The organism is Micromonospora zingiberis, from assembly GCF_004331455.1.
In the GTDB taxonomy this organism is placed as follows: domain Bacteria; phylum Actinomycetota; class Actinomycetes; order Mycobacteriales; family Micromonosporaceae; genus Micromonospora; species Micromonospora zingiberis.
Genome location: NZ_SJJR01000012.1, coordinates 41,443 through 66,137, shown reverse-complemented (window position 1 = coordinate 66,137; position 24,695 = coordinate 41,443). Strand labels below are relative to the sequence as shown.

Annotated in this window: 14 protein-coding genes and 1 pseudogene; 7 read left to right on the top strand and 8 right to left on the bottom strand. The window is 71.2% G+C overall.

Features of this window, described 5'->3' with window-relative positions:
* The first annotated feature begins 136 nt into the window (after window positions 1–136).
* Window positions 137–517, top strand: coding sequence for a hypothetical protein (locus E0H26_RS18305; RefSeq protein WP_131305131.1), 381 nt, complete (start codon window positions 137–139; stop codon window positions 515–517).
* Window positions 518–651: 134 nt separating this feature from the next.
* Here the strand turns inward: E0H26_RS18305 and E0H26_RS18300 are convergent, their stop codons facing one another.
* Window positions 652–2,433, bottom strand: a complete 1,782-nt coding sequence (locus E0H26_RS18300) for a glycoside hydrolase family 6 protein (RefSeq protein WP_131305129.1) — start codon at window positions 2,431–2,433, stop codon at window positions 652–654.
* Window positions 2,434–2,958: 525 nt separating this feature from the next.
* Here E0H26_RS18300 and E0H26_RS18295 point away from each other — a divergent pair.
* Window positions 2,959–3,999 (top strand): hypothetical protein, encoded by a 1,041-nt coding sequence (locus E0H26_RS18295; protein ID WP_131305127.1) that lies wholly within the window; start codon window positions 2,959–2,961, stop codon window positions 3,997–3,999.
* Window position 4,000: 1 nt separating this feature from the next.
* The gene (locus E0H26_RS18290; protein ID WP_131305125.1) at window positions 4,001–4,705 is read left to right on the top strand and encodes a class F sortase; all 705 of its coding nucleotides are present in this window, start codon (window positions 4,001–4,003) and stop codon (window positions 4,703–4,705) included.
* Window positions 4,706–4,794: 89 nt separating this feature from the next.
* On the opposite strand, the gene E0H26_RS18285 is transcribed toward E0H26_RS18290, so the two are convergent.
* A complete protein-coding gene (locus E0H26_RS18285; RefSeq protein WP_131305123.1) occupies window positions 4,795–9,849 on the bottom strand; it encodes an NAD-glutamate dehydrogenase in 5,055 nt (1,684 codons plus the stop codon).
* Between the two features lie 290 nt (window positions 9,850–10,139).
* Here E0H26_RS18285 and E0H26_RS18280 point away from each other — a divergent pair, with 290 nt between their 5' ends.
* Entirely contained in the window at window positions 10,140–12,092 is a 1,953-nt protein-coding gene (locus tag E0H26_RS18280; RefSeq protein ID WP_131305121.1) for a penicillin-binding transpeptidase domain-containing protein, read from the top strand.
* Window positions 12,093–12,851: 759 nt separating this feature from the next.
* Here E0H26_RS18280 and E0H26_RS18275 read toward each other — a convergent pair.
* From E0H26_RS18275 to E0H26_RS18250, 6 genes and pseudogenes are all read right to left on the bottom strand, one after another.
* A pseudogene (locus tag E0H26_RS18275) lies at window positions 12,852–13,799 on the bottom strand (arginase family protein); the annotation flags it as partial.
* 66 nt (window positions 13,800–13,865) lie between these two features.
* Window positions 13,866–14,777 carry a tetratricopeptide repeat protein gene (locus E0H26_RS18270; RefSeq protein ID WP_131305119.1) on the bottom strand — a complete coding sequence of 304 codons (912 nt, stop codon included), beginning with the start codon at window positions 14,775–14,777 and terminating at the stop codon, window positions 13,866–13,868.
* Between the two features lie 123 nt (window positions 14,778–14,900).
* Window positions 14,901–16,589 (bottom strand): coenzyme B12-dependent isobutyryl-CoA mutase large subunit, encoded by a 1,689-nt coding sequence (locus E0H26_RS18265; protein ID WP_131305117.1) that lies wholly within the window; start codon window positions 16,587–16,589, stop codon window positions 14,901–14,903.
* 103 nt (window positions 16,590–16,692) lie between these two features.
* Window positions 16,693–17,097 carry an Asp23/Gls24 family envelope stress response protein gene (locus E0H26_RS18260; protein ID WP_131305115.1) on the bottom strand — a complete coding sequence of 135 codons (405 nt, stop codon included), beginning with the start codon at window positions 17,095–17,097 and terminating at the stop codon, window positions 16,693–16,695.
* A 566-nt stretch (window positions 17,098–17,663) separates the two neighbouring features.
* Window positions 17,664–18,599: a methylmalonyl Co-A mutase-associated GTPase MeaB gene (meaB, locus tag E0H26_RS18255; RefSeq protein WP_240742259.1), complete on the bottom strand. Its 936-nt coding sequence runs from the start codon at window positions 18,597–18,599 to the stop codon at window positions 17,664–17,666.
* A gap of 65 nt (window positions 18,600–18,664) precedes the next feature.
* Window positions 18,665–19,864, bottom strand: coding sequence for an acetyl-CoA C-acetyltransferase (locus E0H26_RS18250; protein ID WP_131305111.1), 1,200 nt, complete (start codon window positions 19,862–19,864; stop codon window positions 18,665–18,667).
* A 61-nt stretch (window positions 19,865–19,925) separates the two neighbouring features.
* Here E0H26_RS18250 and mce point away from each other — a divergent pair, with 61 nt between their 5' ends.
* The 3 genes from mce to E0H26_RS18235 all read left to right on the top strand — a co-directional run bounded on the left by mce (window position 19,926) and on the right by E0H26_RS18235 (window position 24,667).
* Complete coding sequence (gene mce, locus E0H26_RS18245) at window positions 19,926–20,405, top strand: methylmalonyl-CoA epimerase (protein ID WP_131305109.1); 480 nt, start codon at window positions 19,926–19,928, stop codon at window positions 20,403–20,405.
* Between the two features lie 381 nt (window positions 20,406–20,786).
* Complete coding sequence (locus E0H26_RS18240; protein WP_131305107.1) at window positions 20,787–22,049, top strand: DivIVA domain-containing protein; 1,263 nt, start codon at window positions 20,787–20,789, stop codon at window positions 22,047–22,049.
* Between the two features lie 176 nt (window positions 22,050–22,225).
* Window positions 22,226–24,667, top strand: a complete 2,442-nt coding sequence (locus E0H26_RS18235) for a hypothetical protein (RefSeq protein ID WP_131305105.1) — start codon at window positions 22,226–22,228, stop codon at window positions 24,665–24,667.
* Window positions 24,668–24,695 lie beyond the last annotated feature (28 nt).

The window sequence follows — 24,695 nt, the reverse complement described above, 5'->3', positions numbered from 1 at the left end:
TGGCGCCCAGAGGCATGGCGACCGGCCGGACGGGTACCCGGAAGGGGGCCAGGTGATTCACCCGGCAGGTGGTTCGGCTCCTGACGGCTATCCGCAAGGGCCGGGTGTTTCCGCTGCGGACAGGAGGGCAGCAACGATGAGGGATCGCGATCGGGAACGACCGCTGGAGGAGCGCCCCGAGGTGGCCGCGGCGGTGGACGACGAGAGCGGTGTGCCCCAGCTGATGACCGGGGGCGGCCCCGATTCGGACACCCCGGCCTTCGCCGAACCGGGCGGGCAAGCCGACGGCGGGGCGACTGACGAGATCATCGGTGACCCGTACGCCGCCGGCACCGGGGCCACCGGAACGGGTACCGGCGCCGCCCCGGACAACATCCGCACCGGGGCGGAGCAGCCCTGGGACGCCGAGGATCTGGTGGCGGCCCGGGGCCAGGATCTGACCGCGGAGAACATCGAGCGGGCCCGGCGGGAACTGGCGGAGACCGGCCGGGCGGCAATCGAGAGGACCGTGCCCTGACCGTACCCACCGGCGGGGATTCCTCGCCGGCACAGGGGGTGGGCCCCTGGTCCGACCGGTGCGGTCGGACCAGGGGCCCGGGTAACCTGCCGCCGAAGTGCCTCACCTACCGCGGCGGCGGGTGTGCCAGACCGTCAGGACAACGGCGGGTAGGCGTTGCGCATCAGCTCGGAGAGCTGGGCCGGGAACCAGGCGCCCGAGATCGGGGCGTCCGGCAGGGCACCGCTACGGTTGTTGCCGTTGCGGACGTTGCCGGTGTAGGTCGGGTCGCACATCCGGTCGAAGCCCTTGCCGTCGTTGTTCGGGATCTCCCGGCTGGAGCCGTCCGACTCACCCGGGGGCTTGATCCAGACGTACGCGTCGATGCCCGGCTCCGGAGCGGCCTTCGGCCGCTCGCCCAGACCGGCACCGGCCTGGTTGCACCAGTTGCCCTTGTGGATACGACGGTCGATCCGACCACCGTCCACGTAGGCGTCCACACTGGTCGTCGGGCCCGCGCCGGTGGGCCGGGCGCTGCCGCCCCAGCCGTTGCGGGAGGTGTCGATCAGCATGCCGATGCCGCTGTCGAAGCCCTGCCGGACCAGCTCCTGCCGGAACGCCTGGGCGAAGGATAGCTCGTCGTTGTACTGGTTCCAGTCGATCCACTTCGCCTGCCGCACCGTCTGGCCGTTCACCGTGTCGGTGACCCGGGCGTACGGCTCGCGCAGCGCCGAGTAGTTCGCGGTGTTGACGATGAAGCCGTGCACGTGGGCGGTGGTGGCGCCGGACGCACGCGAGGCCTCGCGCAGGATCTGCGCGCTCGGGACGAGGTTGGTGTCCCAGCCGAGCCAGCCGTGGTGGCCGGCGTCGATGTAGTTGTAGACGTTCGGGATCGCGCCCAGCTTGGCGAGGGCGTAGCCGACACCCTGGACGTACCCGCCGTTGGCCTTCATGGTGTCGCACAGCGGGACGCCACCGTCTCGGTCGGTGGTGTTGGTGACCAGGTTCGGCAGCGAGTCGATCTCGATGATGTTGATGATCCGCAGGTTGCGGTACTTCGCGTCACCCTGGATCGCCGCGATCGGGTCGATGTACTGCGCCTTGTACTTGGGCAGTTCGTCGGCCTTCAGCTCACCGTTGGAGGCGAGCGCCGAACAGTCCCGGCCGGGCAGGTTGTAGATGACGACCTGGATGTACTGGGCGTTCTGCCGCAGTGCCTCGTCCAGGTGGTCACGCAGACCCATCGGGCCGTTGGACTGGCTGTTGTCGGTGCCCTCGATCGCCGCGATCCGGTCCAGCCAGACACCCGTCGGGGTGTTCGAGATCCGGTTGCCGCCGCTGACCGACTCGGCCTTGGCCTTCCACTCCGGGTTCACGTACCCACGGGCGTTCAGGTACGGGTTGTCCACCTTGTTGCCGGGGGGCGGCGTGGTCGGCGGCGGAGTGGTGGGGGGAGGCGTGGTGGGCGGCGGGGTCGTCGGCGGCGGGGTGGTGGGCGGCGGAGTGGTGCCGCCGTTGCAGGCCACGCCGTTGATCGTGAAGGCGGTCGGACGCGGGTTGCTACCGCTCCAGGAGCCGTTGAAGCCGATGCTGGCGGTGCCGCCCCGGGCGAGCGAGCCGTTGTAGGACTCGTTCTGTGCGGTCACGTTGCGGCCCGACTGGGTCCACCGCGCCGACCAGCCCTGCTGGACGCGCTGGTTGGCGTCGGGGAAGGTGAAGCCGAGGGTCCACCCGTTGAGCGGGTCGCCGACGTTCCTGATCGTGATGTTGGCGGTGAACCCGCCCTGCCAGTCGTTCGTCGTGTAGGACACGTCGCACTGCGTCGCCGCGTACGCGGCCGAAACCGGCAGCGTCACCAAACCGCCCGCGACCAGCGCGCTCGCGCCAGCCAGCGCGACGGCCCGGCGGCGGCCGGACAGTTTTCTCCACACATTCATGCCACTGATCTCCTTGGGCGAGACCGGATCCGCGTACGACCCGGCACGTGGCCCCAGGGCGTCCTGCGCGGACGACCGCCGGTGCCAACGGGATTCTTCGGGAGCGCCCGACCCGGACGGGCGTGGTGGTGGTGCGACAACCGGGATGACCCGGTCGCTCGGCGGGTGGTCGTCCGGTCAAACCGGCTGCCCTCGACGCCCTGCCTACGCGGTGTGGCTCCCCGAACCGCGTGCAGCGATTCTTGCATGGGAGCGCTTCCATGGCAATGGTTCGATACTTCCGAAGCCTATCCGGACAAGCTGCCCACCTCACCCCCGCACGCGGGCCAGCCTGCCCACGGCGGGCAGCTCGGGCAACCCCGCACAGCCCGGCACGTGGCGGGCGGAGTGGGCCTGCAGAGGCGGCAGGGGAACTAATGCCAGAACACGAATCTTTCCGCGCATAAGTCATGAAACGGTCTAACGTCGGTTCTGGCTCGGTTGCTACCGGGCGCAGGACAAATCAGGGATGGAGTGACACAGGTCATGGCTAAGAAGATGCTCGGGAAGGTCGTGGCGGGTGCTGCCCTCGGCGGCGCCTCCCTCCTGGTGTTCGCGCCGGGGGTCGCGTTCGCCGACGGCCAGCCGCACAAGGACGAGGGCAAGGTCTTTGCCAAGCCGCACGCCGCCAAGCCCGGCGAAGAGATCAAGTTGGTGGAGATCTGCGAGCAGCCGCAGGAGAACGCCTTCGTCTGGTCCAAGGTCACCGGCAAGGTCAAGCTCGAGCCGGCCCACGACGGCAAGAAATCGGACCACGGCGGCTGGAAGGGCGAGGACGGTTCCTACGAGCACGGCAAGGACGGCAAGGACTGGAAGTCCGAAGACGAGCACGGCAAGGACAAGAAGGACTGGAAGTCCGAAGACGAGTACGACAAGGACAAGAAGGACTGGAAGTCCGAAGACGAGTACGACAAGGACAAGAAGGACTGGAAGTCCGAAGACGAGCACGACAAGGACAAGAAGGACTGGAAGTCCGAAGACGAGCACGGCGAAGACAAGAAGGACTGGAAGTCCGGCGACGAGCGCGGCGAAGAGAAGAAGGACTGGAAGTCCGGCGACGAGGAGCGCGGCGAGTGGCAGGGCCGCGAGGACGCTGCTCAGGACGGTGCCGGCGGGGGTGCTGCCGCCGACGGGGACCACGACTGGAAGGGCCGTGAGGACGACAAGCGCGACGAGAAGTCCGAGCACGGCGGGAAGGACCGCGACGAGTACGGCGCGGAAGAGCGCGACTGGCGGGGCGACGAGAAGGGCAAGGACGACCGCTGGGAGCACGAGAAGGACTTCGTCTACTTCGGCGAGGCCCGGATCGCCAAGGACGCCAAGCCCGGCACGTACAAGCTGGAGGGCTCCTGCGGCGAGGGTGAGCTGGTCGTCCTGCCGCACGGCGGGGTCGACGGTGGTGACGGCGGCCTGACCGCCGCCGCCGACAGTGGCCTGGCCACCGCCGGGGCGAGCCTGGTCGGTGCGGCGGCCCTTGGTGGCCTGGTGCTGCTGCGCCGCCGTCGGACCGATGAGTTCGCGGTCTGACGTGACGACGAGACGGGCCGGCGGCCGTCACGGTTACCCGTGGCGCGCCGTCGGCGCCGCCGTCGTCGTCCTGCTCGCCATGGTGGGATCCGGAATGATCGGCGCCTCGCTCAAGAACGCGGAACCCGTCCGCCCGCCCCAGCCGCTGGCACGGGCGGGAGCCACCCCGCCGACCCCCTCCCCCGTCGACGACGCCGACCTCGACGGCGACGCCGACCTCGACGGCGACGAGCGGGCGCCGGCCGGGCTCGCCCGCTCCGCACCCACCACGATCAGCATCCCCCGCATCGGCGTCAACGCGGAGATCATGACGCTGGGCACCAATCCCGACGGCACCGTGCAGGTACCGCCGCTGGACCAGGCCATGCTGGCCGGGTGGTACCAGCCCGGCCCGAGCCCGGGCGAGGTGGGCAACGCGGTAATCGTCGGACACGTCGACTCGGCCGCGATCGGACCCGCCGTCTTCTTCTCTCTCGGCGCCCTGCAAGCCGGCGACACCATCACCGTCAATCGCGCCGACGGTCGGCCGGTCAACTTCCAGGTCGACTCGGTGGCCTCCCACCCGAAGGACGCCTTCCCCACCGAGCAGGTGTACGGCCCCAGCGACCGACCCGGCCTGCGGGTGGTGACCTGCGGTGGCCAGTTCAACGAGGCAACCGGCGAATACCCCGACAACGTGATCGTCTTCGCCTCACCACAGAAGTGACCCGACCACCCGTGGCCCGGCGGTACCACCGCCGGGCCACGCCCCGGACCACCCGGGGCACGGGTGGTCCGGGTGGTCCGGGTGATGGGTCAGTTGGCGGCCGAGGTGCGCACCAGGGTGCGGATCTGGCGGAGCAGGACCGACAAAGCCGCCAGGTCGGCGCGGGACTCGTCGAACTCGCCCATCGCCCGTTCCGCCCGGTGGATCGAGGTGGCGTTCGACTGCTCCCACTGCTGCACCCGCTCCTGCGGCGGCAGATCACCGGGCGTGGAGTCGAGCACCTCCGCGGTGAGCGCGGCCAGCGCGGCGTACAGGTCGTAGCGCAGCGCCATCCGGGCCAGGGTCTGCCACCGGTCCTCGCGGGGCAGCAGCGAGATCTTCGACAGCAGCGAGTCGACCCGGAACCGGTCGGAGAGCACGAAGTAGATCGAGGCCACCTCGCTCACGTCGCGCCCGGTGCCGGTGGCGGTCTCCACCACGTCGAGCAGACCGAAGCTGTACATCAGGCGGGTGCTCAACTCGGCCAACTCACGCGGCAGGCCGCGCTCGGTCATCGAGTCGATGTGCGCCGCGATGGCCTCCCGCTCGCTGCCGTAGAACAGCGTCTCCAGTTGCGGTAGCAACCGGGCCACCCCGTCGCGCAGCCGGGCGATCTCCGTGGGCACGTCGATCGGCGACCGACGGTTGGTCACCAGCCAGCGCACCGCCCGGTCGAGCAGCCGCCGGGTGTCCAGGTAGACGTTGGTCTGCAACTCCGGGTCGATCTTGTTGTCCAGCGCCTCGACCGCGTCCCAGAGTTCGCGCAGCCCGAAGACCTCACGGACCACCACGTACGCCCGGATCACGTCCGCGGCCGGCGCCGCGGTCTCCTCGACCACCCGGAAGACGAAGGAGATGCCGCCCCGGTTGATCGCCTCGTTGACCAGCACCGTGGTCACGATGTCGCGGCGCAACCGGTGTCGGCCCATCCGTTCGGCGAACCGCTCCCGCATCGGCGTCGGGAAGTAGTTGACCAACACCTCGTTGGTCCACGCCTCGTCGGCCAGCCCTTCGGTGAGGATCTCCTTCTCCAGGGCGATCTTCACGTACGCCAGCACCACCGCGAACTCCGGCGCGGTCAGCCCGGACTCGGTGCGTACCGCGAGTTCCTCGTCCGGCGGCAGCGCCTCCAACGCCCGGTCCAGCGTCCCCGAGCGCTCCAGCTCGGTGATCATCCGGCGGTGTACCGGCAGCAGCGAGGCGGCCTGGGCCTGCGAGTTGTTGATCGCCCGGGCCTGGTCGTAGTTGTCCCGCAGCACCAGCTCGGCGACCTCGTCGGTCATCCGGGCGAGCAGTTCGTCCCGCTCGGGGACGGTCAGTTCGCCGTCGGCGACCGCGGTGTTCAGCAGGATCTTGATGTTCACCTCGTGGTCGGAGCAGTCCACCCCAGCCGCGTTGTCGATGAAGTCGGTGTACATCCGGCCGCCCGTCTGGGCGTACTCGATCCGGCCGTGCTGGGTGAAGCCCAGGTTGCCGCCCTCGCCGACCACCCGGCACCGCAGGTCCTTGCCGTTGACCCGGATCGCGTCGTTGGACTTGTCGCCCACCTCCGCGTTGGTCTGGCTGGATGCCTTGACGTAGGTGCCGATGCCGCCGTTCCAGAACAGGTCCACCGGCGCGGTGAGGATGGCCTTCATCAGCTCCTGCGGGCTCATCTGCTCGACGTCGTCGGCCAACCCGAGCACCGCGCGCACCTGCGGCGAAACCGGCACCGACTTCGCCGTACGCGGATAGATCCCGCCACCGGCGGAGATCAGCTCGGCGTTGTAGTCCTCCCAGGTCGAGCGGGACAGCGCGAACAGCCGCTTCCGCTCGACGTACGAGGTCGCCGCGTCCGGGTCCGGGTCGAGGAAGATGTGCCGGTGGTCGAAGGCCGCCATCAGCCGGATGTGCTCGGACAGCAGCATCCCGTTGCCGAACACGTCGCCGGACATGTCGCCGACGCCGACCACGGTGAAGTCCTGGCGCTGGGTGTCGTGGCCCAGCTCGCGGAAGTGCCGCTTGACCGACTCCCAGGCGCCCCGGGCGGTGATGCCCATCTTCTTGTGGTCGTAGCCCGCCGAACCACCGGAGGCGAAGGCGTCGCCCAGCCAGAACTTGTGCGCGGTGGAGATCTCGTTGGCGATGTCGGAGAACGTCGCCGTGCCCTTGTCGGCCGCCACCACCATGTACGGGTCGTCGCCGTCGTGCCGGACCACGTCCTCGGGCGGCACGATCTCGCCGGCCACGATGTTGTCGGTGACGTCGAGCAGGGCGGAGATGAACTCCTTGTAGCAGGCGACGGCCTCGTCCCGGTCGCCGGGCTTCTGCTTGAGCACGAAGCCGCCCTTGGCACCCACCGGCACGATCACGGCGTTCTTCACCATCTGCGCCTTGACCAGGCCGAGCACCTCGGTCCGGAAGTCCTCCCGCCGGTCGGACCAGCGCAGACCGCCCCGGGCCACCGGGCCGTACCGCAGGTGCACGCCCTCGAAGCGCGGCGAGTACACGAAGATCTCGAACTTCGGCCGTGGTGCCGGCAGCTCCGGGATCGCCTGCGGGTCCAGCTTGAACGCCACGTACGCCTTCGGGCGCCCGCCGACCGGCTTCTGGTAGAAGCTGGTCCGCAGGGTGGCCTGGATCAGGGTCAGGTACGACCGCAGGATCCGGTCCTGGTCGAGGCTGGCCACGTCGTCCAGGGCGGCACGAAGCTCGGCGACCAGTTCCGCACTGCGCTGCTCACGCTGCTCGGCGGTGAGGGTCCCCGGCTCGAACCGCGTCTCGAAGAGCTGCACCAACAGCGTGGCCAGGTGCGGATACGCGATGAAGGTGGACTCCATGTAGTCCTGCGAGAAGACGGTGCCGGTCTGGCGCAGGTACTTCGCGTACGCCCGGAGCACCACCACCTGACGCCAGGTGAGCCCGGCGCGCAGCACCAGCTCGTTGAAGCCGTCCACCTCGGCCTCGCCCCGCCAGGCCGCCGCGAAGGCGTTCTCCACGTGCGGGCGCACCTCGGCCAGCTCCTGGTGCCCCTCGGGCAGTTGCAGCCCGAAGTCGTACAGCCAGATCCGCCCGTCGACGCGTTCCACCTCGTACGGGTGCTCGTCGACCACCCGTACGCCGAGCGAGTGCAGCACCGGCAGCACCGCCGAGAGCATCATCGGCTCGCCGTACCGGTAGACCTTGAAGCGGACGTCCATCGACTCGTCGACGTCCGTCGCCCGGCCGACGGCACGCGGCATCAGCTGCTTGCGGAACAGGTGCATCTCCAGCTGGCCGGCCTCTTCCAGCAGCTCCAGCTTGGCCAGGTCCTTCATCGCCTCGTACGGCGTGTGCCCGTCCTTGTAGCCCTCCGGGAACGCGTCGGCGTACCGGGCGAACAGGTGCTTGGCCTGCTCGTCACCGAGCTTGCGCTCCAACACCAGCCGGTAGTCGTCGTCCCACAGCCGGGTGGCGTCGGCCAACTCCTCAGCCAACAGATCGGCGTCGATGTCACCGGGCGGACTGGTCGGGTCGGTACGCACGATGAAGTGCACCCGGGCCAGCATCGACTCGGTGACCCGGGTGGTGTAGTCGACCCCGACGCCGTTCAGCTCGCGCAGCAGGATGTCCTGCATCCGCAGCCGGTTCTGGGTGGTGAAGCGGTCCCGGGGCAGGTAGATCAGGCAGGAGATGAACCGCCCGTACGCGTCCCGCCGCAGGAACACCCGCAACTGCCGGCGGCCGGCCATCCGCAGGACGCCGATCACCGCGTGGTAGAGATCGTCGGTCTTGATCTGGAACAGCTCGTCGCGCGGGTAGGTCTCCAGGATCTGGAGCAGGTCCTTGCCGGAGTGGCTACGCAGGCTCAGCCCGGAGCGGTCCAGCACCTCGGCGACCTTGCGCCGGACCACCGGCAGCTCCTGCACGCTGGTGCGGTACGCGGCCGTGGAGAACAGGCCGAGGAACCGCCGCTCGCCCACCACCTCGCCGTTCTCGTTGAAGATCTTGAAACCGATGTAGTCCAGGTACGCCGAACGGTGCACCGTCGCCCGCGAGTTCGCCTTGGTGATGATCAACAGGCGCTTCTCGGTGACCTTCTCGTGCGCCTCCGGCGTCATCGACGACAACGCCCGCGCCTCCGGCGAGTCCTGCCGCAGGATGCCCAGCCCGGTGCCGAGCACGGCCTCCAGGGCCGGCCCGCCCTGCTCCGAGTCCGGCACCAGCCGGTACTCCCGGTAGCCGAGGAAGGTGAAGTGGTCGTGGGCCAGCCAGCGCAGCAGCTCGACCGAGTCGGTGATGTCCTTCTCCGGCACCGGCGGTCGGTTGTCGCTGGTCCGCGCGGCAGCCAGGTCGTCGGCGAGGGCGAGGGCCCGCTGGCGCATCTTCGGCCAGTCCTCGACGGCCTCCCGCACATCGGTGAGCACCCGCTGCAACTCGCGGCGCAGCTTGTCCCGCTCCGCCGGGTCGCGGACCGGATCGATCTCGATCCGCATCCAGCTCTCCACCAGGTCACCGGAGATCGCATCGTCCGGTTCCACGTCGGCGGCCACCTCGACCAGCCGGCCGAGCGGCTCGCGGCGCACCACGACCAGCGGGTGCACCAGCAGGTGCACGTCCAGATGGTGGGTGTTGAGCAGGGCGGTCACCGAGTCGACCAGGAACGGCATGTCGTCGGTGACGATCTCGATGACGCTGTGGTGCTGCTCCGCGTCGGGTGAGTGGATCCGCAACTTCAGCTCGCCCGGCACCCGCTGCTCGGCGAGTTCCCGGTGGGCCCGGGCGGCGTCGAGCATCTCCTCGGCGGTGAAGCCGATCAGCTCCTCGTCCGGCGCGAACCGCCAGAAACGCCCCACCAGGGTCGCCGCGTCGTGGTCGTCGCCAGCCAGCGCGACCGCGTGCGCCACGAGTCGTTCGGCGTTGGGTACCGGCTCGTCGAGCTCGGCGTCCTCCACGTCGTCCGCCAGCGCCTCCGGTGGCAGACCCAGGTCGTAGAGGGTGTCGATGCTCGAACCGGTCATCCCGGTCACTCCTGTGTCGAGTCGGCCGAAGCCGTCCCCATCGGTCGCCGTGTCGAAGCTGTCGTCCCGGCCGGTGTCAGCCTGCCGGAGGTCGGGTCCCGGTTTGATCGCCGGACGCCGGTCCATCGGTGCCACTCCCCTCGACCCACCGCGTTGTGGGTCACTCAGCCGCCAAGCCTAGGCCGACCGACCGGTTCCTCCGTCGGCGGACCTCCGGCCGGCCTTCCGGTTCTGGGACGGTCGTCCTTTCACCCGTTGCGGTACGAGGTTCGGCCGGATCAGGAGTACCCCGGCTGATGTTGTTCATCACACCGTCACCAGCTCGTCTTTTCGCCCGCCGGGTGCGACCGGGGCAGTGCCGGGCTGCCCCGACGTACTACCGTGCAGGGCAGCCAGACCAGGAGGAATCAGCTCTGATGCACCGGTCGCACCGGCAACGTCACCATCGGTCACGACTCGCCGCCGCTCTCGCCTGTCTCGTCGCCTCGGCCGGCCTGGTCGCCTGCTCCGGCGAGGACGGCCCACAGCGCACCGTCGACGCCTTCCTGGAGGGGTGGCGCAAGGGCGACCTGAACGCGGTCGGCTTCGTCGATCCGACCGGGGCCAAGCTTCCCGCCGCCAGCGTCGTCCAGGAGATCCGCGAGCTCTCCGGCGAACTGGCCGAGGCCCCACTGAAGCTGACCCGGCAGGGCGACCCCGAGGTGGTCCAGAACGCCGCCACCGCCACCGTCCGGGTGGAGTGGACGCTGCCGGGCGAGACGAGCTGGGCGTACGACCGGCCGGTACGACTGACCCAGGGCCGCGACGACCAGTGGCAGGTGATCTGGGAGCCGCAGATCGTCCAGGAACAGCTCACCCGGGGTGACCGGTTGGGGCTACGGCGCGACCGGGCCCCCCGCGCCACCGTGCTCGACGGTGCCGGTGAACCGATCGTGGCGCCACGCGCCGTGGTCCGGGTGGGTTTGCAGCCCAACGAGGTCACCGACGTCCCAGCCATGATCAGCGAGCTGGACTCCGCGTTCCGCGCCATCCGGCCCGCGATCACCCCACCGGTCGACCTGTCGGGCCTGCCGAAGCGCCTGAAGGACGCCAAACCGGATGCGTTCGTCGAGGTGGTCACCCTGCGCGACGAGGCGTACCGACAGATCAGATCGCGCATCTACGACCTGCCCGGGACGAAGTTCCCGACCGACAAGGTGGACCTCGCACCCACCCGCGAGTTCGCCCGGGCGGTGCTCGGCACCGTCGACCCCGCGTACGCCGAGGATCTCGCCAACCACCCCGACCGCTACTCCCCGGGCGACCGGGTCGGCCACGGCGGGTTGCAGGGCCGGTGGGACGACCGGCTACGCGGCGTACCCGGCCTCACCGTGATCATCAAGCGGGCGGGGCAGGGCGGGGCGCTGGAGCCCACCGGCACCGAGGTGTTCCAGCGTGAGCCGCAGCCCGGCCAGCCCGTCAAGACCGCCCTCGACGTGGCCACCCAGAACGCCGCCGACCAGGCGTTGCGGGGGCAGCGCCAACGCTCCGCCCTGGTCGCCGTACGGGTCAGCGACGGCGCGGTGCTCGCCGCGGCGAACGGCCCCGGCGCCGCCGGGGAGAACCTCGCCTTCACCGCCCAGGTGCCGCCGGGCTCCACGTTCAAGATGGTCAGCGCACTGGGCCTGGTGGAACGCGGCGCGGTGACCCCGGACACCGTCGTGGACTGCCCGAAGACCCTCGTCGTGGACGGCCGGTCGTTCAAGAACTCCAACGACTTCGCACTCGGCGAGGTCCCCTTCCGTACCGACTTCGCCAAGTCCTGCAACACCGCCTTCGCCGCCCTGGCACCACAGCTCGGCGCCGACGGGCTCGCCGCCACCGGCCGCAGCCTGGGCCTGGAGGGCCAGTGGCAGGTGGGGCTCGACGCCTTCACCGGCAAGGTCTCCGCCGGCGGCGGTGCCACCGAGCAGGCCGCCGCCACGATCGGGCAGGGCACCACCGTGGTCAGCCCGCTGGCCATGGCCGCCGCGACCGCAGCCGTGGCCAAGGGCTCCTTCACCCCGCCGAAGCTGGTCCTCGACCCGGCCCCCGAGCAGGCGGGTGAACCGGGCCCGGAGCTGAAACCCGAAGCGGTGGCGGCGGTACGCGAGATGATGCGCGCGGTGGTCACCAGCGGCACCGGCACCGCGTTGAAGGACGTACCGGGCGGGCCGGTACACGGCAAGACCGGCACCGCCGAGTACGACGACAACCCCAAGAACACGCACGCCTGGTTCATCGGCTGGCAGGGCGACGTCGCCTTCGCGGTCTTCGTCGAGAAGGGCGGCTCCGGCAGCCGCACCGCCATCCCGATCGCCGAACGCTTCCTCCGCGCCCTCCCCCGCTAACCACCCGCCCACCACTCCCAGCCCACGGGTTCCGGTCCTGGCCCGCCTTGTCCGCCCCGGCCCACAGGTCCGGTCCAGGCCCGCCTTGTCCGCGCCTGGCCCACCTTGTCCGCCCCGGCCCACCCATCCGCTTGTCCGGCTGGCCCCGCGACCGCGCCTGGCCGGCTGATCGGCACCGTTCCGGCGGAACGGGGGTAATCCGTCTCGCTGGATCGCACCGTTCCGCCGGAACGGTGCGATCCAGCGCACGCGGGCACAGGCCGACGGGCACGCGGGTCAGGCGGTTGCAGCGGGGTCGTCGGTGGCGGGTGGACTGCCCAGGGGGTGGGGGAGGTCCAGGGGGACCGGGGCTTGGTCGTCTTGGTCGGGGCCGGGACGATCGTTCGCGGCGAGCCCGTCGCGGTCATCGGGCGTTCGGGTGCCCCGGTCGTTCGTCGCGGGGCGGCGCAGCAGGCCCGGTCCGGCGGAGAAGCCGGCGTCGCGTGGATCCGGTACGACGGTGAGGCCCGCCCCACGTTCGGTGGTACGGCGCGGTGCCGGCGCATTCCGCTCGCCCCGCTCAACCCGCTCAACCCGTTCGACCCGCTGGCCCGGCTCGACCCGCTCAGCCCGCTCGCCCGACTCGGCCCGGTCGCCCCGCTCAGCCCGCCCACCCGACTCGGCCCGCCCGCCCAGCTCAACCCGTTCGCCCCGCCCGCCCAGCTCGACCCGTTCGGCCCGCTCGCCCGACTCGGCTCGTTCGGCGCGGCTGGGCAGGTCGGCTCGTTCGGCAGGTGATCGGGGTGGGACCGGCGCGGGCGTGGTGACCGGGCGCAGGCCGGCCACCACGGTGTTGACGATCTCGGCGGCGTACGCGCCGTCCGGGTCGTAGTCGGGGTCGAAGACGGTCAGCTCGATGCCGAGGCAGTGTGGGGTGTCGACCAGGCCGGCGAGCAGGATCTCCAGCTCGGCGAAGGCGATGCCGCCCGGGTCGGGGGCGTCGACGGCCGGCATCACGGCCGGGTCGAGGACGTCCACGTCGATGTGTACCCAGTAGCCGGCGCAGTCGGCCAGTTGCTCGTGCGCCCACTGGGCGGTCCGCGCCGCGCCCTCGGCGCGTAGCGCCGGCACCGGCCGGGTGATGATCCCGGCGGCCTGGAGGTCGAGGCGGTACTCGTCCTGGGCGCGGATGCCGAGCACCACCACGTCGATGTCCCGGAAGTACGGGCGGCGCCCCTCGATGGCCGCCAGGTCGGCCTGCCCTCGCCCGGTGACCAGGGCGAGATCCTCGCCGGCCGCCGCGCCCACGTACGAGGCGTTGCCCGGGTGCCGGAAGTCGGAGTGGCCGTCGACGAAGACCAGGCCGATCCGGCCGCCGACGGCCTCGCCGAGCCGGTGCATGGCCAGGGCCGAGCCGAGCAGGATCGAACAGTCACCGCCGAGGACCACGGGGAACTCACCCCGGTCGATGATCGCGCCGATGCGGTCGGCGAGCGCCACCGAGTAGTCGGAGATCTGCCGGGCGTGGCACACCCCGTCGCCCGGACGCCAGTCGCCGGCGTCGTACCGGGGTGGGGTCAGGCAGCCGGCGTCGCGGGCCCGGAGCCGGGGCAACAGGCCCTGGTCACGTAGTGCCCCGGGGGCCTTCCCACAGCCCGGCACCGAGGTGGGCGTGGGTGGCCGCAGGCCGAGGTTGCTCGGCGCGTCGAGGACGGCGATCCGGCGCATCGTGGGCTCCCGTCCTCCGGTGTCGGGGCGGGCCGGCGCTACGCCGGCCCGCGCTGGCGTGGCAGATCAGAACAGGGCGCTGGCCAGGGCCCGTCGGGCGGCGGCAACCGTGGGGTCCTCGGGACCGGCGATGGTGAACAGGCCGACGAGGTGCTGGCGGGCCTTGTCCCGGTCGTCACCGGCGGTGCGCCGGACCAGCCCGACCAGGCGTTGGTACGCCTGGTCGGCCAGGCCGCTGAGCACCTCGATGTCGGCGGCCAGCAGTTGGGCGTCGACGTCGTCGGGGGCGGCTGCGGCGGCGGCGAGCGCGGCCTGCGGGTCGGCGCCGGAGACCCGGCGGGCGAGGCCGACCTGGGCGAGGCCCGCCTCCGCCGCGGCGTCGTTGGGGGTCTCGGCCAGGATCTTCCGGTACGCCTGCTCGGCGGCGTCCAGGTCACCGTCCATCAGGGCGTCGTCCGCCTCGTCGAGCCGGGGATCCTCCGGAGCCGCCACGGTCACCCCGCCGGCCTTGAGGATCGCCTGGATCCACTGACGCAACTGCGGCTCGGGCACCACACCGGAGAAGGCGTCGACCGGCTGGCCGCCGACCACCGCGTACACCATCGGGATGCCCTGCACCCGGAACATCTGCGCGAGCCGCGGGTTGGCGTCGACGTCCACCTTGGCGAGCACCCAGGCGCCGCCGCCCTCCACCGCCAGCCGCTCCAGCACCGGGGAGAGCTGCTTGCAGGGCTGGCACCACTCGGCCCAGAAGTCCACCACCACGGGGGTGGTCAGCGAGCGCTCCAGCACCTCCGACTGGAACGTCGCCTCGGTCACGTCGATGACGGTGACTCCACCGGCGGCCCCGCCGGGTACGCCGGCAGGCGGGCCGGCCTGGGCCGGTGCCGGGGTGGGACTGGGTGCGGGGGTGCGCAGCGCGCTGAGGTCGACCGCGCCGCGGGTGAAGATCGACGAGGTGATCCGTGGGTCGCTCATGGTTATCTAGTCTCGCACGCAATTTGCCGAACTCAGATCAACCGCGGCCCGGGCAGTTGCCACCGTCACCCCTGCCCAGCCGGCCCGGCAGGGCGGCTGACCAGCCGCCCGCCGGGACGGGTGTCAGAACCGGGCGGGCTCGCGGTATACGCCCCATTCCGCGCGCAGTGCATCGCAGATCTCGCCGAGGGTGGCCTCGGCCCGTACGGCGTCGAGCATCGCGGGGATCATGTTCTCCCCGGTACGGCTCACCGCCACCATCCTGGCGACCGCCGCCCGTACCGCCGCCTCGTCCCGACCGTTCTTGCGCTCGGCGAGCATCCGGCGCTGCTCCAGCTCCACCTCGTGCGAGATGCGCAGGATCTCCAGGTCCTTGGCGACCGTGCCGGTGTGGCAGTTGACCCCGACGATCTTCTTGTCGCCCTTCTCCAGCGCCTGCTGGTAGACGAAGGCCGACTCGGCGATCTGGCCGGTGAACCAGCCGTCCTCGATGCCGCGCAGGATGCCGGAGGTCATCGGGCCGATGGCGTGCGGGCCCTCGCCGCCGAGCGCGCGGATCCGGGCGAAGATCTCCTCCGCCTCCGCCTCGATCCGGTCGGTGAGCGCCTCGACGTACCACGAGCCGCCCAGCGGGTCGGCCACGTTGACCACCCCGGTCTCCTCCATCAGCACCTGCTGGGTACGCAGGGCGATCTCGGCGGACTCGTCGGTCGGCAGCGCGAGGGTCTCGTCCAGGGCGTTGGTGTGCAGCGAGTTGGTGCCGCCGAGCACCGCGGCGAGCGCCTCGACGGCGGTGCGTACCACGTTGTTGACCGGCTGCTGCGCGGTCAGCGACACCCCGGCGGTCTGCGTGTGGAACCGCAGCCAGAGGGCCTTCTCGCTGGTGGCGCCGTAGACGTCGCGCAGCCAGCGGGCCCAGATCCGGCGGGCGGCGCGGAACTTGGCGATCTCCTCGAAGAAGTCGACGTGCGAGTCGAAGAAGAAGCTCAGCCCGGGGGCGAAGACGTTGACGTCCAGCCCACGCGAGAGCCCCAACTCGACGTAGCCGAAGCCGTCGGCCAGGGTGTACGCCAACTCCTGCGCGGCGGTCGAGCCGGCCTCGCGAATGTGGTAGCCGGAGACCGACAGCGGCTTGTAGCGCGGGATCTCCCGGGCGCAGTACTCCATCAGGTCGCCGATCAGGCGCAGGTGCGGCTCGGGGTCGAAGAGCCACTCCTTCTGCGCGATGTACTCCTTGAAGATGTCGGTCTGCAGGGTGCCGTCGAGCGTCGACAGGTCGGCGCCCTGCCGTTCGGCCGCGACCAGGTACATGCAGAACACCGGCACGGCCGGGCCGGAGATGGTCATGCTTGTGGTGACCCCGGCCAGGTCGATGCCGTCGAAGAGCACCTCCATGTCGGCGGCGCTGTCCACCGCCACCCCGCAGTGGCCGACCTCGCCGAGCGACTGCGGGTCGTCGGAGTCGCGCCCCATCAGGGTGGGCATGTCGAAGGCGACGGAGAGCCCGCCACCACCGGCACCGAGGATCATCTTGTACCGCTCGTTGGTCTGCCGGGCGTTGCCGAAGCCGGCGAACTGCCGGATGGTCCAGGTCCGCCCCCGGTAGCCGGTCGGATAGAGACCCCGGGTGTACGGGAACTCGCCCGGCCAGCCGATCCGGTCGAACCCCGGGTACGCGACGCCCTCCGGGGGCCCGTAGACCGGCTCGACGGGCAGCCCGGAGAGCGTGGTGAAGTCCGCGTCCCGCTTGCGCGCGGCATCGTAGCGGGCCTGCCAGCGGGCACGTCCGGCAGCGATCTCGTCGGCGTTCATCTCCGGGCTCCTCCTGAGTCCTCGACTGCACGTCGAGTGTAGAGCCCTTCCTGAACGATCGATAAGGAAGTTCGTACCGACGGGTAACCCGAGCTGCCCGGAATCAGACCGCCGGGCCCTCGATGGCCACGTCGTCCACCCGGATGTTGATCTCGTCGACCCGCAGCCCGTACGCCTCCACCGCCTGGGTCACCGCGGCCCGTACCGCCGCGGTCACCTCCGGCACCGGGTGCCCGGCGTCGGTGACGATCACCAGGTTGATCACCGCCGCGTCGTTGGTGACGTGCGCCGAGCACCCCCGCCGGGCGTCACCCACCTGATCCAACCCGACGCGGTCGAGCACCGCGTTGAAGAACCGGGCGATGTCCCCACCCAGCTCCACCACGCCCGGCACCGCCTTCGCCGCGGCCACGGCGATCTTCTCCACCACCTCGTCGGAGATGTGCGTACGACCACCCGCCACCGCGTCCGGCGTCATCGGCAACTCCTGCGTCATCTCGTGGTCCATGCTCGCTCCCGGCGCTCCCACCGCCCCCGCGCGCTGCGGGACGGTGCGAGCCTAGCCGCCCCGCTGCCTCCGCAGTGGACACCTCACCCCGCACACCCCCTCCACCGCCCCAGGTTGACCGACGTGGCCGCCAACCCCTGAACACCGTTGATCATGCAGTTTCGGTCGCCGAAGAATCACTTTCACACCTTATGCCCAGGCAAGAAGTGCATGATCGACGCCGACGGCGGGCGGGGGCGGGGAGCGCTGGCGTCGTGAGGGCCGGGCGGACGCTGTGGCGGCCTAGGTTCTGTCTCGCGGATCTTGGTACGAGACGGCCGCCATGGGGGCCGATCCGAACCAAGATCCGCGGCTAGGGTCGGCGGTGTTGGCCGGGAGGCCGACCAGCGATGGTGGACCGTGCTGTGGACGAGCAACGCAGCCAGGTCGAACGCGGCTTCAACGGCGCGGGCAGTGGCGCGACCAAGGGGCCAGGTACGACATGCTCGGTACCCGCTGCCACGCCTTGCACGACTCGTCGAACTTCGACCGACCTCTCCGACCAACAAGATCCGCGAGTCAGGACACTAGCGGGTGAGCTGGGCGAGCAGGGTGTCGGCGGCGGCGTACGGGTCGGTGGCACCGGAGGCCACCTCGGCGGCGAGCGTCGGCAGGTGCGTACCGTCGCGCAGCGAGCCGATCCGGGCACGCAGCGCGCCCAGCGCGATGGCCTCGATCTCGGCGGCGGCCCGCGCCTCACGGCGCCGACGCAGCTCGTCGTGCTCGACCAGCCAGCCACGGTGCTTGTCGATCGCCGCCGCGATGTCGTCGATCCCCTCGCCCCGGGCGGCCACCGAGCGCACCACCTGCGGCCGCCACTCGCCCGGACCGCGCTCACCCAGGGCGATCATGCCCTGGATGTCCCGGACGGTCGCGTCGGCGCCGTCCCGGTCGGCCTTGTTGACCACGAAGATGTCGGCGATCTCCAGGATGCCGGCCTTCACCGCCTGGATCGCGTCGCCCATGCCCGGGGCGAGCAGCACCAGCGTGGTGTCGGCCAGCGAGGCCACCTCGACCTCGGCCTGCCCGACGCCGACGGTCTCCACCAGCACCACGTCGCAGCCGGCGCCCTCCAGCACCCGCACCGCCTGCGGCGTGGCCGCCGACAGCCCACCGAGGTGCCCCCGGCTGGACATCGAGCGGATGTAGACGCCCGGGTCGGTGGCATGGTCCTGCATCCGCACCCGGTCACCGAGGATCGCCCCGCCGGTGAACGGGCTGGACGGGTCGATGGCGAGCACCCCGACCCGGCGGCCCCGGGCCCGCAGGGCGCGTACCAACTCGTTGGTGGTGGTCGACTTGCCCACCCCGGGCGAGCCGGTCAGGCCGACCACCTGGGCCTGGCCGCCGTACGGGGCGAGCGCCGCCGCGATCTCGGGCAGCGTCTCGTCGCCCGACTCCACCAGCGTGATCAGCCGGGCGACCGCGCGCGGGTCACCGTCCCGAGCCCGCTGCACCAGCATCGGTACGTCCCGACTACGGCGCACCGGTCCGGTCACCCCGGCCAGCCCCTTGCCGTTCGAATCGTTCACTGACCGCCCTCGGCCTGGGCCGGGACGTGGATGATCAAGGCGTCGCCCTGGCCGCCACCGCCGCAGAGCGCCGCCGCGCCGGTACCACCGCCACGCCGCTTGAGTTCCAGCGCGAGGGTGAGCACCAGCCGGGCGCCGGACATGCCGATCGGGTGGCCCAGTGCGATCGCGCCGCCGTTGACGTTGACCTTGTCCGAGCTGACCCCGAGGTCGCGGGCGGACTGGATGCCGACCTGCGCGAACGCCTCGTTGATCTCGATCAGGTCGAGATCGGAGACGGTCAGCCCACCCTTACGCAGGGCGTGCAGGATGGCGTTGGACGGCTGCGAGTGCAGGGAATTGTCCGGGCCGGCGACGTTACCGTGCGCCCCGATCTCCGCCAGCCAGGTCAGGCCGAGTTCGTTGGCCTTCGCCTTGCTCATCACGACCACCGCGGCGGCGCCGTCGGAGATCGGCGACGAGCTGCCGGCGGTGATGGTGCCGTCCTTCGCGAAGGCCGGGCGGAGCTTGGCCAGGGACTCGGCGGTGGTGTCCGGCCGGATGCCCTCGTCCTCGCTGATCACCAGCGGGTCGCCCTTGCGCTGCGGGATGACCACCGGGGTGATCTCGTCGGCGAAGTGGCCGTTCTTCTGCGCGGCGGCGGCACGCTGATGGCTGGCCGCGGCGAACTCGTCCTGCTCCTGCCGGGTGATGCCGCGCGTACTGCCGTGCCGCTCGGTGGACTCGCCCATCGCGCAGCAGTCCCAGGCGTCGGTCAGCCCGTCGAGCGCCATGTGGTCCTTGAGCGTCACGTCGCCGTACTTGTAGCCACCGCGCTGGCCGAGCAGCAGGTGCGGGGCGTTGGTCATCGACTCCATGCCGCCGGCCACCACGACGTCGAACTCGCCGGCCCGGATGAGCTGGTCGGCCAGGGCGATCGCGTCCAGGCCGGAGAGGCAGACCTTGTTGATGCTCAGGGCCGGTACGGACATCGGGATGCCCGCTTCCACGGCCGCCTGGCGGGCCGGAATCTGCCCGGCGCCGGCCTGGAGCACCTGTCCCATGATCACGTACTGCACCTGATCGGGGGCGACCCCGGCCCGTTGCAGCGCGGCGGAGATGGCGATGCCACCGAGCTTCGTCGCCGGTAGGTCCTTGAGGTTGCCGAGCAGGCGCCCCATCGGGGTTCGCGCGCCGCTGACGATCACCGAAGCCATACCTGCCTCCGAGGGGGTGCCGACCTGTACGCCTTAACGATTGTTCGGTCAGACTAGCGTCATGCCTAACAACTCCCCCGTCGAGCCCGCTGCCGACTATGTCACAGACCTTGGCCTGCTCCGCATCGATCATGTCGGGATCGCGGTGGCCGACCTCGACGCCGCGATCAACTTCTACGCGCGGACGTTCGGCATGCGGTGCGTACACACCGAGACGAACACCGAGCAGGGCGTACGGGAGGCGATGCTGGCGGTCGGGCCGACCACGGACGGCGGCTGCCTGCAACTGCTCGCCCCGCTGACCCCCGAGTCGACCATCGCCAGGTTCCTCGACCGCAACGGACCGGGCGTGCAGCAGGTGGCGTACACCGTGGTTGACATCGACGCGGCCTGCGCGGCGCTGCGCGACCGTGGGTTGCGGCTGCTGTACGACGCGCCCCGGCGTGGCACCGCCGGTTCACGGATCAACTTCGTCCACCCCAAGGACGCCGGCGGCGTCCTGGTCGAGCTCGTCGAGCCCGCCGCGCACCACGAGCCCTGACCCGAGCGCGGGCGACCACCGTACGGTGGGTCGGCGGATGCGATCACGTTCATCGACCGACGTAACACGATCAACCGGTTCCGCCGACCCTGGCCTGACGGACGAGCCACCGATGGCCATTCGGTGACCCGCATTGGCTTTCCACACCCCGAGCCGGCGCCCATTCGCGGGAACCGCCCAGGATGGAAACAAAGCACGGGGATCCGTAACCCCACGACGCCTTTTCACGTCACGCTCCGTGCCGCCGGGCTCGTCCCCGAGCTGGCAAGATCGCCCGTCGGCACCGGGTTCCGGTGACCCTACGAGTTGACCATGTAATGAGGACGGCAAAGGGCGGCACGCTCTTGCGAAGCACCCCGGGGGGTCTGCCAGTATGTCCCAATGCCCCAGCAGCAGTCCTCCCCTCTCGCGTTCTTCGATAACGCGAACTCGCAGCCCGATTTCACGGTTGGCCTGCGCGGATACAACACCGGCCAGGTCGACGACTTCATCGGCCGGCTGAACGCCGCGCTGAGTCAGGCCAACAAGGACCGCGCCGACGCCGAGCAGGCGCTCAACGACGCGCAGCGCCGGCTCCGCCAGTCCGAGCAGCGGCTCACCGCCCTGGAGCAGAAGCTCACCGACACCAGCAAGCAGCTTGAGGAGAACAGCCGCCCCACGCTGTCCGGCCTCGGCACCCGGGTGGAGCAGATTCTCCGGCTCGCCGAGGAGCAGGCCAACGATCACCGCAACGAGGCCAAGCGCGAGTCGGAGGGCATCCTCTCCGCCGCCCGCCTCGAAGCGCGCGAGATCACCGACAAGGCACGCGCCGAGGCGGCGGCGATGAAGGCCACCGCCGAGCGGGAGGCCGGCAACGTCCGCACCACCGCCGAGCGGGAGGCCGCCGAGGTTCGGGTGCAGGCCCGCCGCGAGGCCGACACGCTGCGCGCCGACGCCGACCGGGAGACCAAGCAGCTGCGTACGGTGACCGCCCACGAGGTCGCCGAGCTGAAGTCGACGGTCGAGCGGGAGGTGGCCACCCTGCGGGCCACCGCCGAGCGGGAGATCACCCAGCAGCGGGCCAAGGCCGCCCGTGAGGCCGAGGAGAAGCGCGCCGAGGCGACCAAGCTGCTCACCGACGCCCGCGACAAGCGCGACAAGGACCTCCAGGCCCTGGAGCTGCAACTCGCCGAGCGGCGGGAGAAGGCCGAGCGCGAGGAGTCGGAGCGGCACGCCGCTCAGGTCGCCCAGACCCAGAAGCTGGTCGGCGAGGCCGAGCAGCGGGCCCGCGCCGCGCAGGATCGGGCCAAGGAGATCGAGCAGCGCGCCGAGGCCCGGCGGGTGGAGTCGGAGCGCAACGCGACCGAGACGGTCGAGAAGGCCAAGGCGCTGGCCGAGCGGACGCTGAACGAGGCCCGTGCCGAATCCCAGCGCCTGCTCAACGAGGCCCGCACCGAGGCGGAGCTGACCACCCAGGCCGCCCGCCGCGAGGTCGAGGACCTCACCCGGCAGAAGGACGCCGTCACCTCGCAGCTCGGTCAGATGCTCTCCGGCCTGGCCGGCATCGTTCCGGGTGTCCCCAACAACGCCGCGGCGGCCGACAAGCCGGCGGCCAAGACGGCGGACGGGGCCGAGGAAAAGGTGGCCGCGGAAACCTCCAGCTGACCACGACCACCGGGGCATGATCCACGGCGCGGGGTGACACCGGGTGATCGGTGACACCCCGCGCCGCCCTGCATTCGCGGCCCCTACGACGACCGCCCACCTGGGCACGTGAAGTAGCTCCCAACCGGGGCGTCCGTATCGCCCCAGGAGGGCCCGATGCGTGTGAGGATGGGAGCATGTCGCACGGCGAGGAACTGTTCGCTCTCGGCGGGGACGTGACCACGGAGCCCAGCTTCGAGTCCGCCCTGCGGGGGTACGACAAACGACAGGTCGAGAAGTACGTCGCTCGTGCGGAGCACGAGATCGCGGCGCTGGAGGCCGAACGGGAACAGGCCTTCGCCCAGATCCACAAGCTGGCCGGCCAGGTCGAGGTGCTCCAGCGCGATCTGGCCGCGGTACGCAAGCAGGTCGCCGTGGTCGACCGGGCCGCGTTCCGGCACCTCGGTCCCCGGGTCGAGCAGATTCTGGCGCTGGCCGAGGAGCAGGCCGAGGACATCCTCGCCGTCGCGAACGAGGAGATCGAGGCTCGCCGGGCCGCCGCCGAACACATCATCGACGAGGCCCGGGCCGAGGCGGCCGAGGCGCTCAAGGACTTCGAGATCGCCCTCGCCGCCCGCCGGGCCGAGGAGGAGCGGCAGGCCGCCGCTCGTCGCGCCGAGTCGGAGGCGGCCAGCAAGGCGGCGAAGGAGGAGGCCGCCCGGCTGCGCAAGAGCGCCCAGGAGGCGCTGGCCAAGGCCGAGCAGGAGGCCACGCAGCTACGGGACGCCGCCAAGGAGATCCACAGCCGGGCCCAGCAGGAGGCGACCAAGCTGCGCGAGGCGGCCCGCGAGGTGCACGCCAAGGCCCAGCAGGAGGCGACCCAGCTGCGCGAGGCGGCCAAGGAGGTGCACGCCAAGGCCCAGCAGGAGGCCAAGCGCCTGGTCGACCAGGCCACCGAGGCCGGCCGGGCCACGCACGCCAAGGCCCAGCGGGAGGCCAAACAGATCATCGACGACGCCGCCGAGGCCGGGCGGGCCGCCCGCAACAAGGCCCGCCAGGAGACCGAGCGGCTGACCACCCAGGCCACCGAGGCGGCCAAGCGCACCCGGGCCGAGACCGAGGCGTACGCCCAACGCATGCGCACCGAGACCGAGGGGTACGTGCAGCACGCGCGATCCCAGGCGCAGCAGGAGTTGGGTGCCTGGCGGGCCGGTGTGGAGCGGGAGGTCAACGGCCGGCGCGAGGCGGCGGACAAGGAACTGGCCCAGCGCAGGGCAACCGCCGAACGCGAGTTCACCAGCCGCCGCGAGGCGCTGGAGAAGCAGTACAAGGCGCGCAGTGCCGAGCTGGAACAGCGGATCGACGCGCGCACCGCCGAGCTGGAGGAGCAGATCCGCACCCGCAGCGCCGAGCTGGAGTCCGGGTTCGAGACTCGCCGCACGGAGTTGGAGTCGGAGTACACCGCCCGCCGCAACGAGATCGAGCAGGGCGCGGACCAGGTCCGCCAGGCCGCCGAGGAGGAGGCCGCCGCCGTCCGCGCACGGGCCGACGAGCAGGCCGGCGAGCTACTGCGCCAGGCCGAGACCGAGACGGTCGAGCAGCGCCGCGCGGCCGAGGAGTACGCGACCACCACCCGACGTGAAGCCGAGGAGTTCGCCACCACCTCCCGCCGCGAGGCCGACGAGTACGTCGCCTCCTCCCGCCGCCAGTTCGAGGAGTACGCGGCCACCACCCAGCAACACCTGGCCACCACGCAGCAACACCTGGCCGCGACCCAGCAGGAGGCGGCGGCGGGCCGGCAGCAACTCGCCCAGGTGATGCTGGAGATCGCCAAGGCTCAGCAGCAGCTCGCCGACCTGCGCCAGGAAACCTGGAAGTCCCGGCAGGAGTCCGACGAGTTGCAGCGCAAGCTGCTCGAACTGCGGCTGGAGTCGGCCACCACTTCCGCCGGCCCGACGTCACCGGCCCCCGCCGGCTCGGCCGCACCCGTCGCAGCGCCGACGCCCGCCGACGTCGCCCGTACCGTGGACGGCCCGTCGGCCAACGGCGGCGGCCCCGTCGCCGTTCCCGCCGACACGACGACCAACGGCCACCGGCCCGCCATGGACAACGTCGGTGTCCCTGCGACCAGCTCTGGTGTCCCTGCGGCCAACTCTGGTGTCGCCGCGACCAACGCTGGTGTCCCTGCGGCCAACTCTGGTGTCGCCGCGACCAACGCTGGTGTCCCCGCGACCAACGCTGGTGTCGCCGCGACCAACGCTGGTGTCGCTGCGGCCAGCTCTGGTGTCGCTGCGGCCAACGCCGCCGCCGACGGTGGTGTCCCGGCCGGCGATGGCGTCGGACCGGTGACGAAGCCGGTCGGTGAGCCGGTCACCACGGTCGAGGATGCCTCACCGACGAAGCCGGCCGCCGACCCGACCACGGTCGACGGCGGCACCGCGAGCGCGGGCGTCGACGGCGAACCCACTGTGGCGGCAGTCCCCGGCACGGGCGGCCGGGACGCCACCCCGACCAAGATCACCAGCACCGGCGAAAACGGCAAGCGGCCGACCAAGCCGACCACCGACGAGCGCAGCGCCAAACCGAGCAAGGTCAGCTCCGAGCGAGAGGCAGCACCGAGCAGGGGCACCTCCGACTGACCCCCGCCCGACTGACCTTCCGCCCGAC

Excerpts from the sequence above, each read along its gene's own strand:
- E0H26_RS18305 (WP_131305131.1), top strand. The coding sequence starts at position 137 with ATGAGGGATCGCGATCGGGAACGACCGCTGGAGGAGCGCCCCGAGGTG.
- E0H26_RS18300 (WP_131305129.1), bottom strand. The coding sequence starts at position 2,433 with ATGAATGTGTGGAGAAAACTGTCCGGCCGCCGCCGGGCCGTCGCGCTG.
- E0H26_RS18295 (WP_131305127.1), top strand. The coding sequence starts at position 2,959 with ATGGCTAAGAAGATGCTCGGGAAGGTCGTGGCGGGTGCTGCCCTCGGC.
- E0H26_RS18285 (WP_131305123.1), bottom strand. The coding sequence starts at position 9,849 with ATGGACCGGCGTCCGGCGATCAAACCGGGACCCGACCTCCGGCAGGCT.
- E0H26_RS18280 (WP_131305121.1), top strand. The coding sequence starts at position 10,140 with ATGCACCGGTCGCACCGGCAACGTCACCATCGGTCACGACTCGCCGCC.
- E0H26_RS18270 (WP_131305119.1), bottom strand. The coding sequence starts at position 14,777 with ATGAGCGACCCACGGATCACCTCGTCGATCTTCACCCGCGGCGCGGTC.
- E0H26_RS18265 (WP_131305117.1), bottom strand. The coding sequence starts at position 16,589 with ATGAACGCCGACGAGATCGCTGCCGGACGTGCCCGCTGGCAGGCCCGC.
- E0H26_RS18260 (WP_131305115.1), bottom strand. The coding sequence starts at position 17,097 with ATGGACCACGAGATGACGCAGGAGTTGCCGATGACGCCGGACGCGGTG.
- meaB (WP_240742259.1), bottom strand. The coding sequence starts at position 18,599 with ATGCTGGTGCAGCGGGCTCGGGACGGTGACCCGCGCGCGGTCGCCCGG.
- E0H26_RS18250 (WP_131305111.1), bottom strand. The coding sequence starts at position 19,864 with ATGGCTTCGGTGATCGTCAGCGGCGCGCGAACCCCGATGGGGCGCCTG.
- mce (WP_131305109.1), top strand. The coding sequence starts at position 19,926 with ATGCCTAACAACTCCCCCGTCGAGCCCGCTGCCGACTATGTCACAGAC.
- E0H26_RS18240 (WP_131305107.1), top strand. The coding sequence starts at position 20,787 with ATGCCCCAGCAGCAGTCCTCCCCTCTCGCGTTCTTCGATAACGCGAAC.
- E0H26_RS18235 (WP_131305105.1), top strand. The coding sequence starts at position 22,226 with ATGTCGCACGGCGAGGAACTGTTCGCTCTCGGCGGGGACGTGACCACG.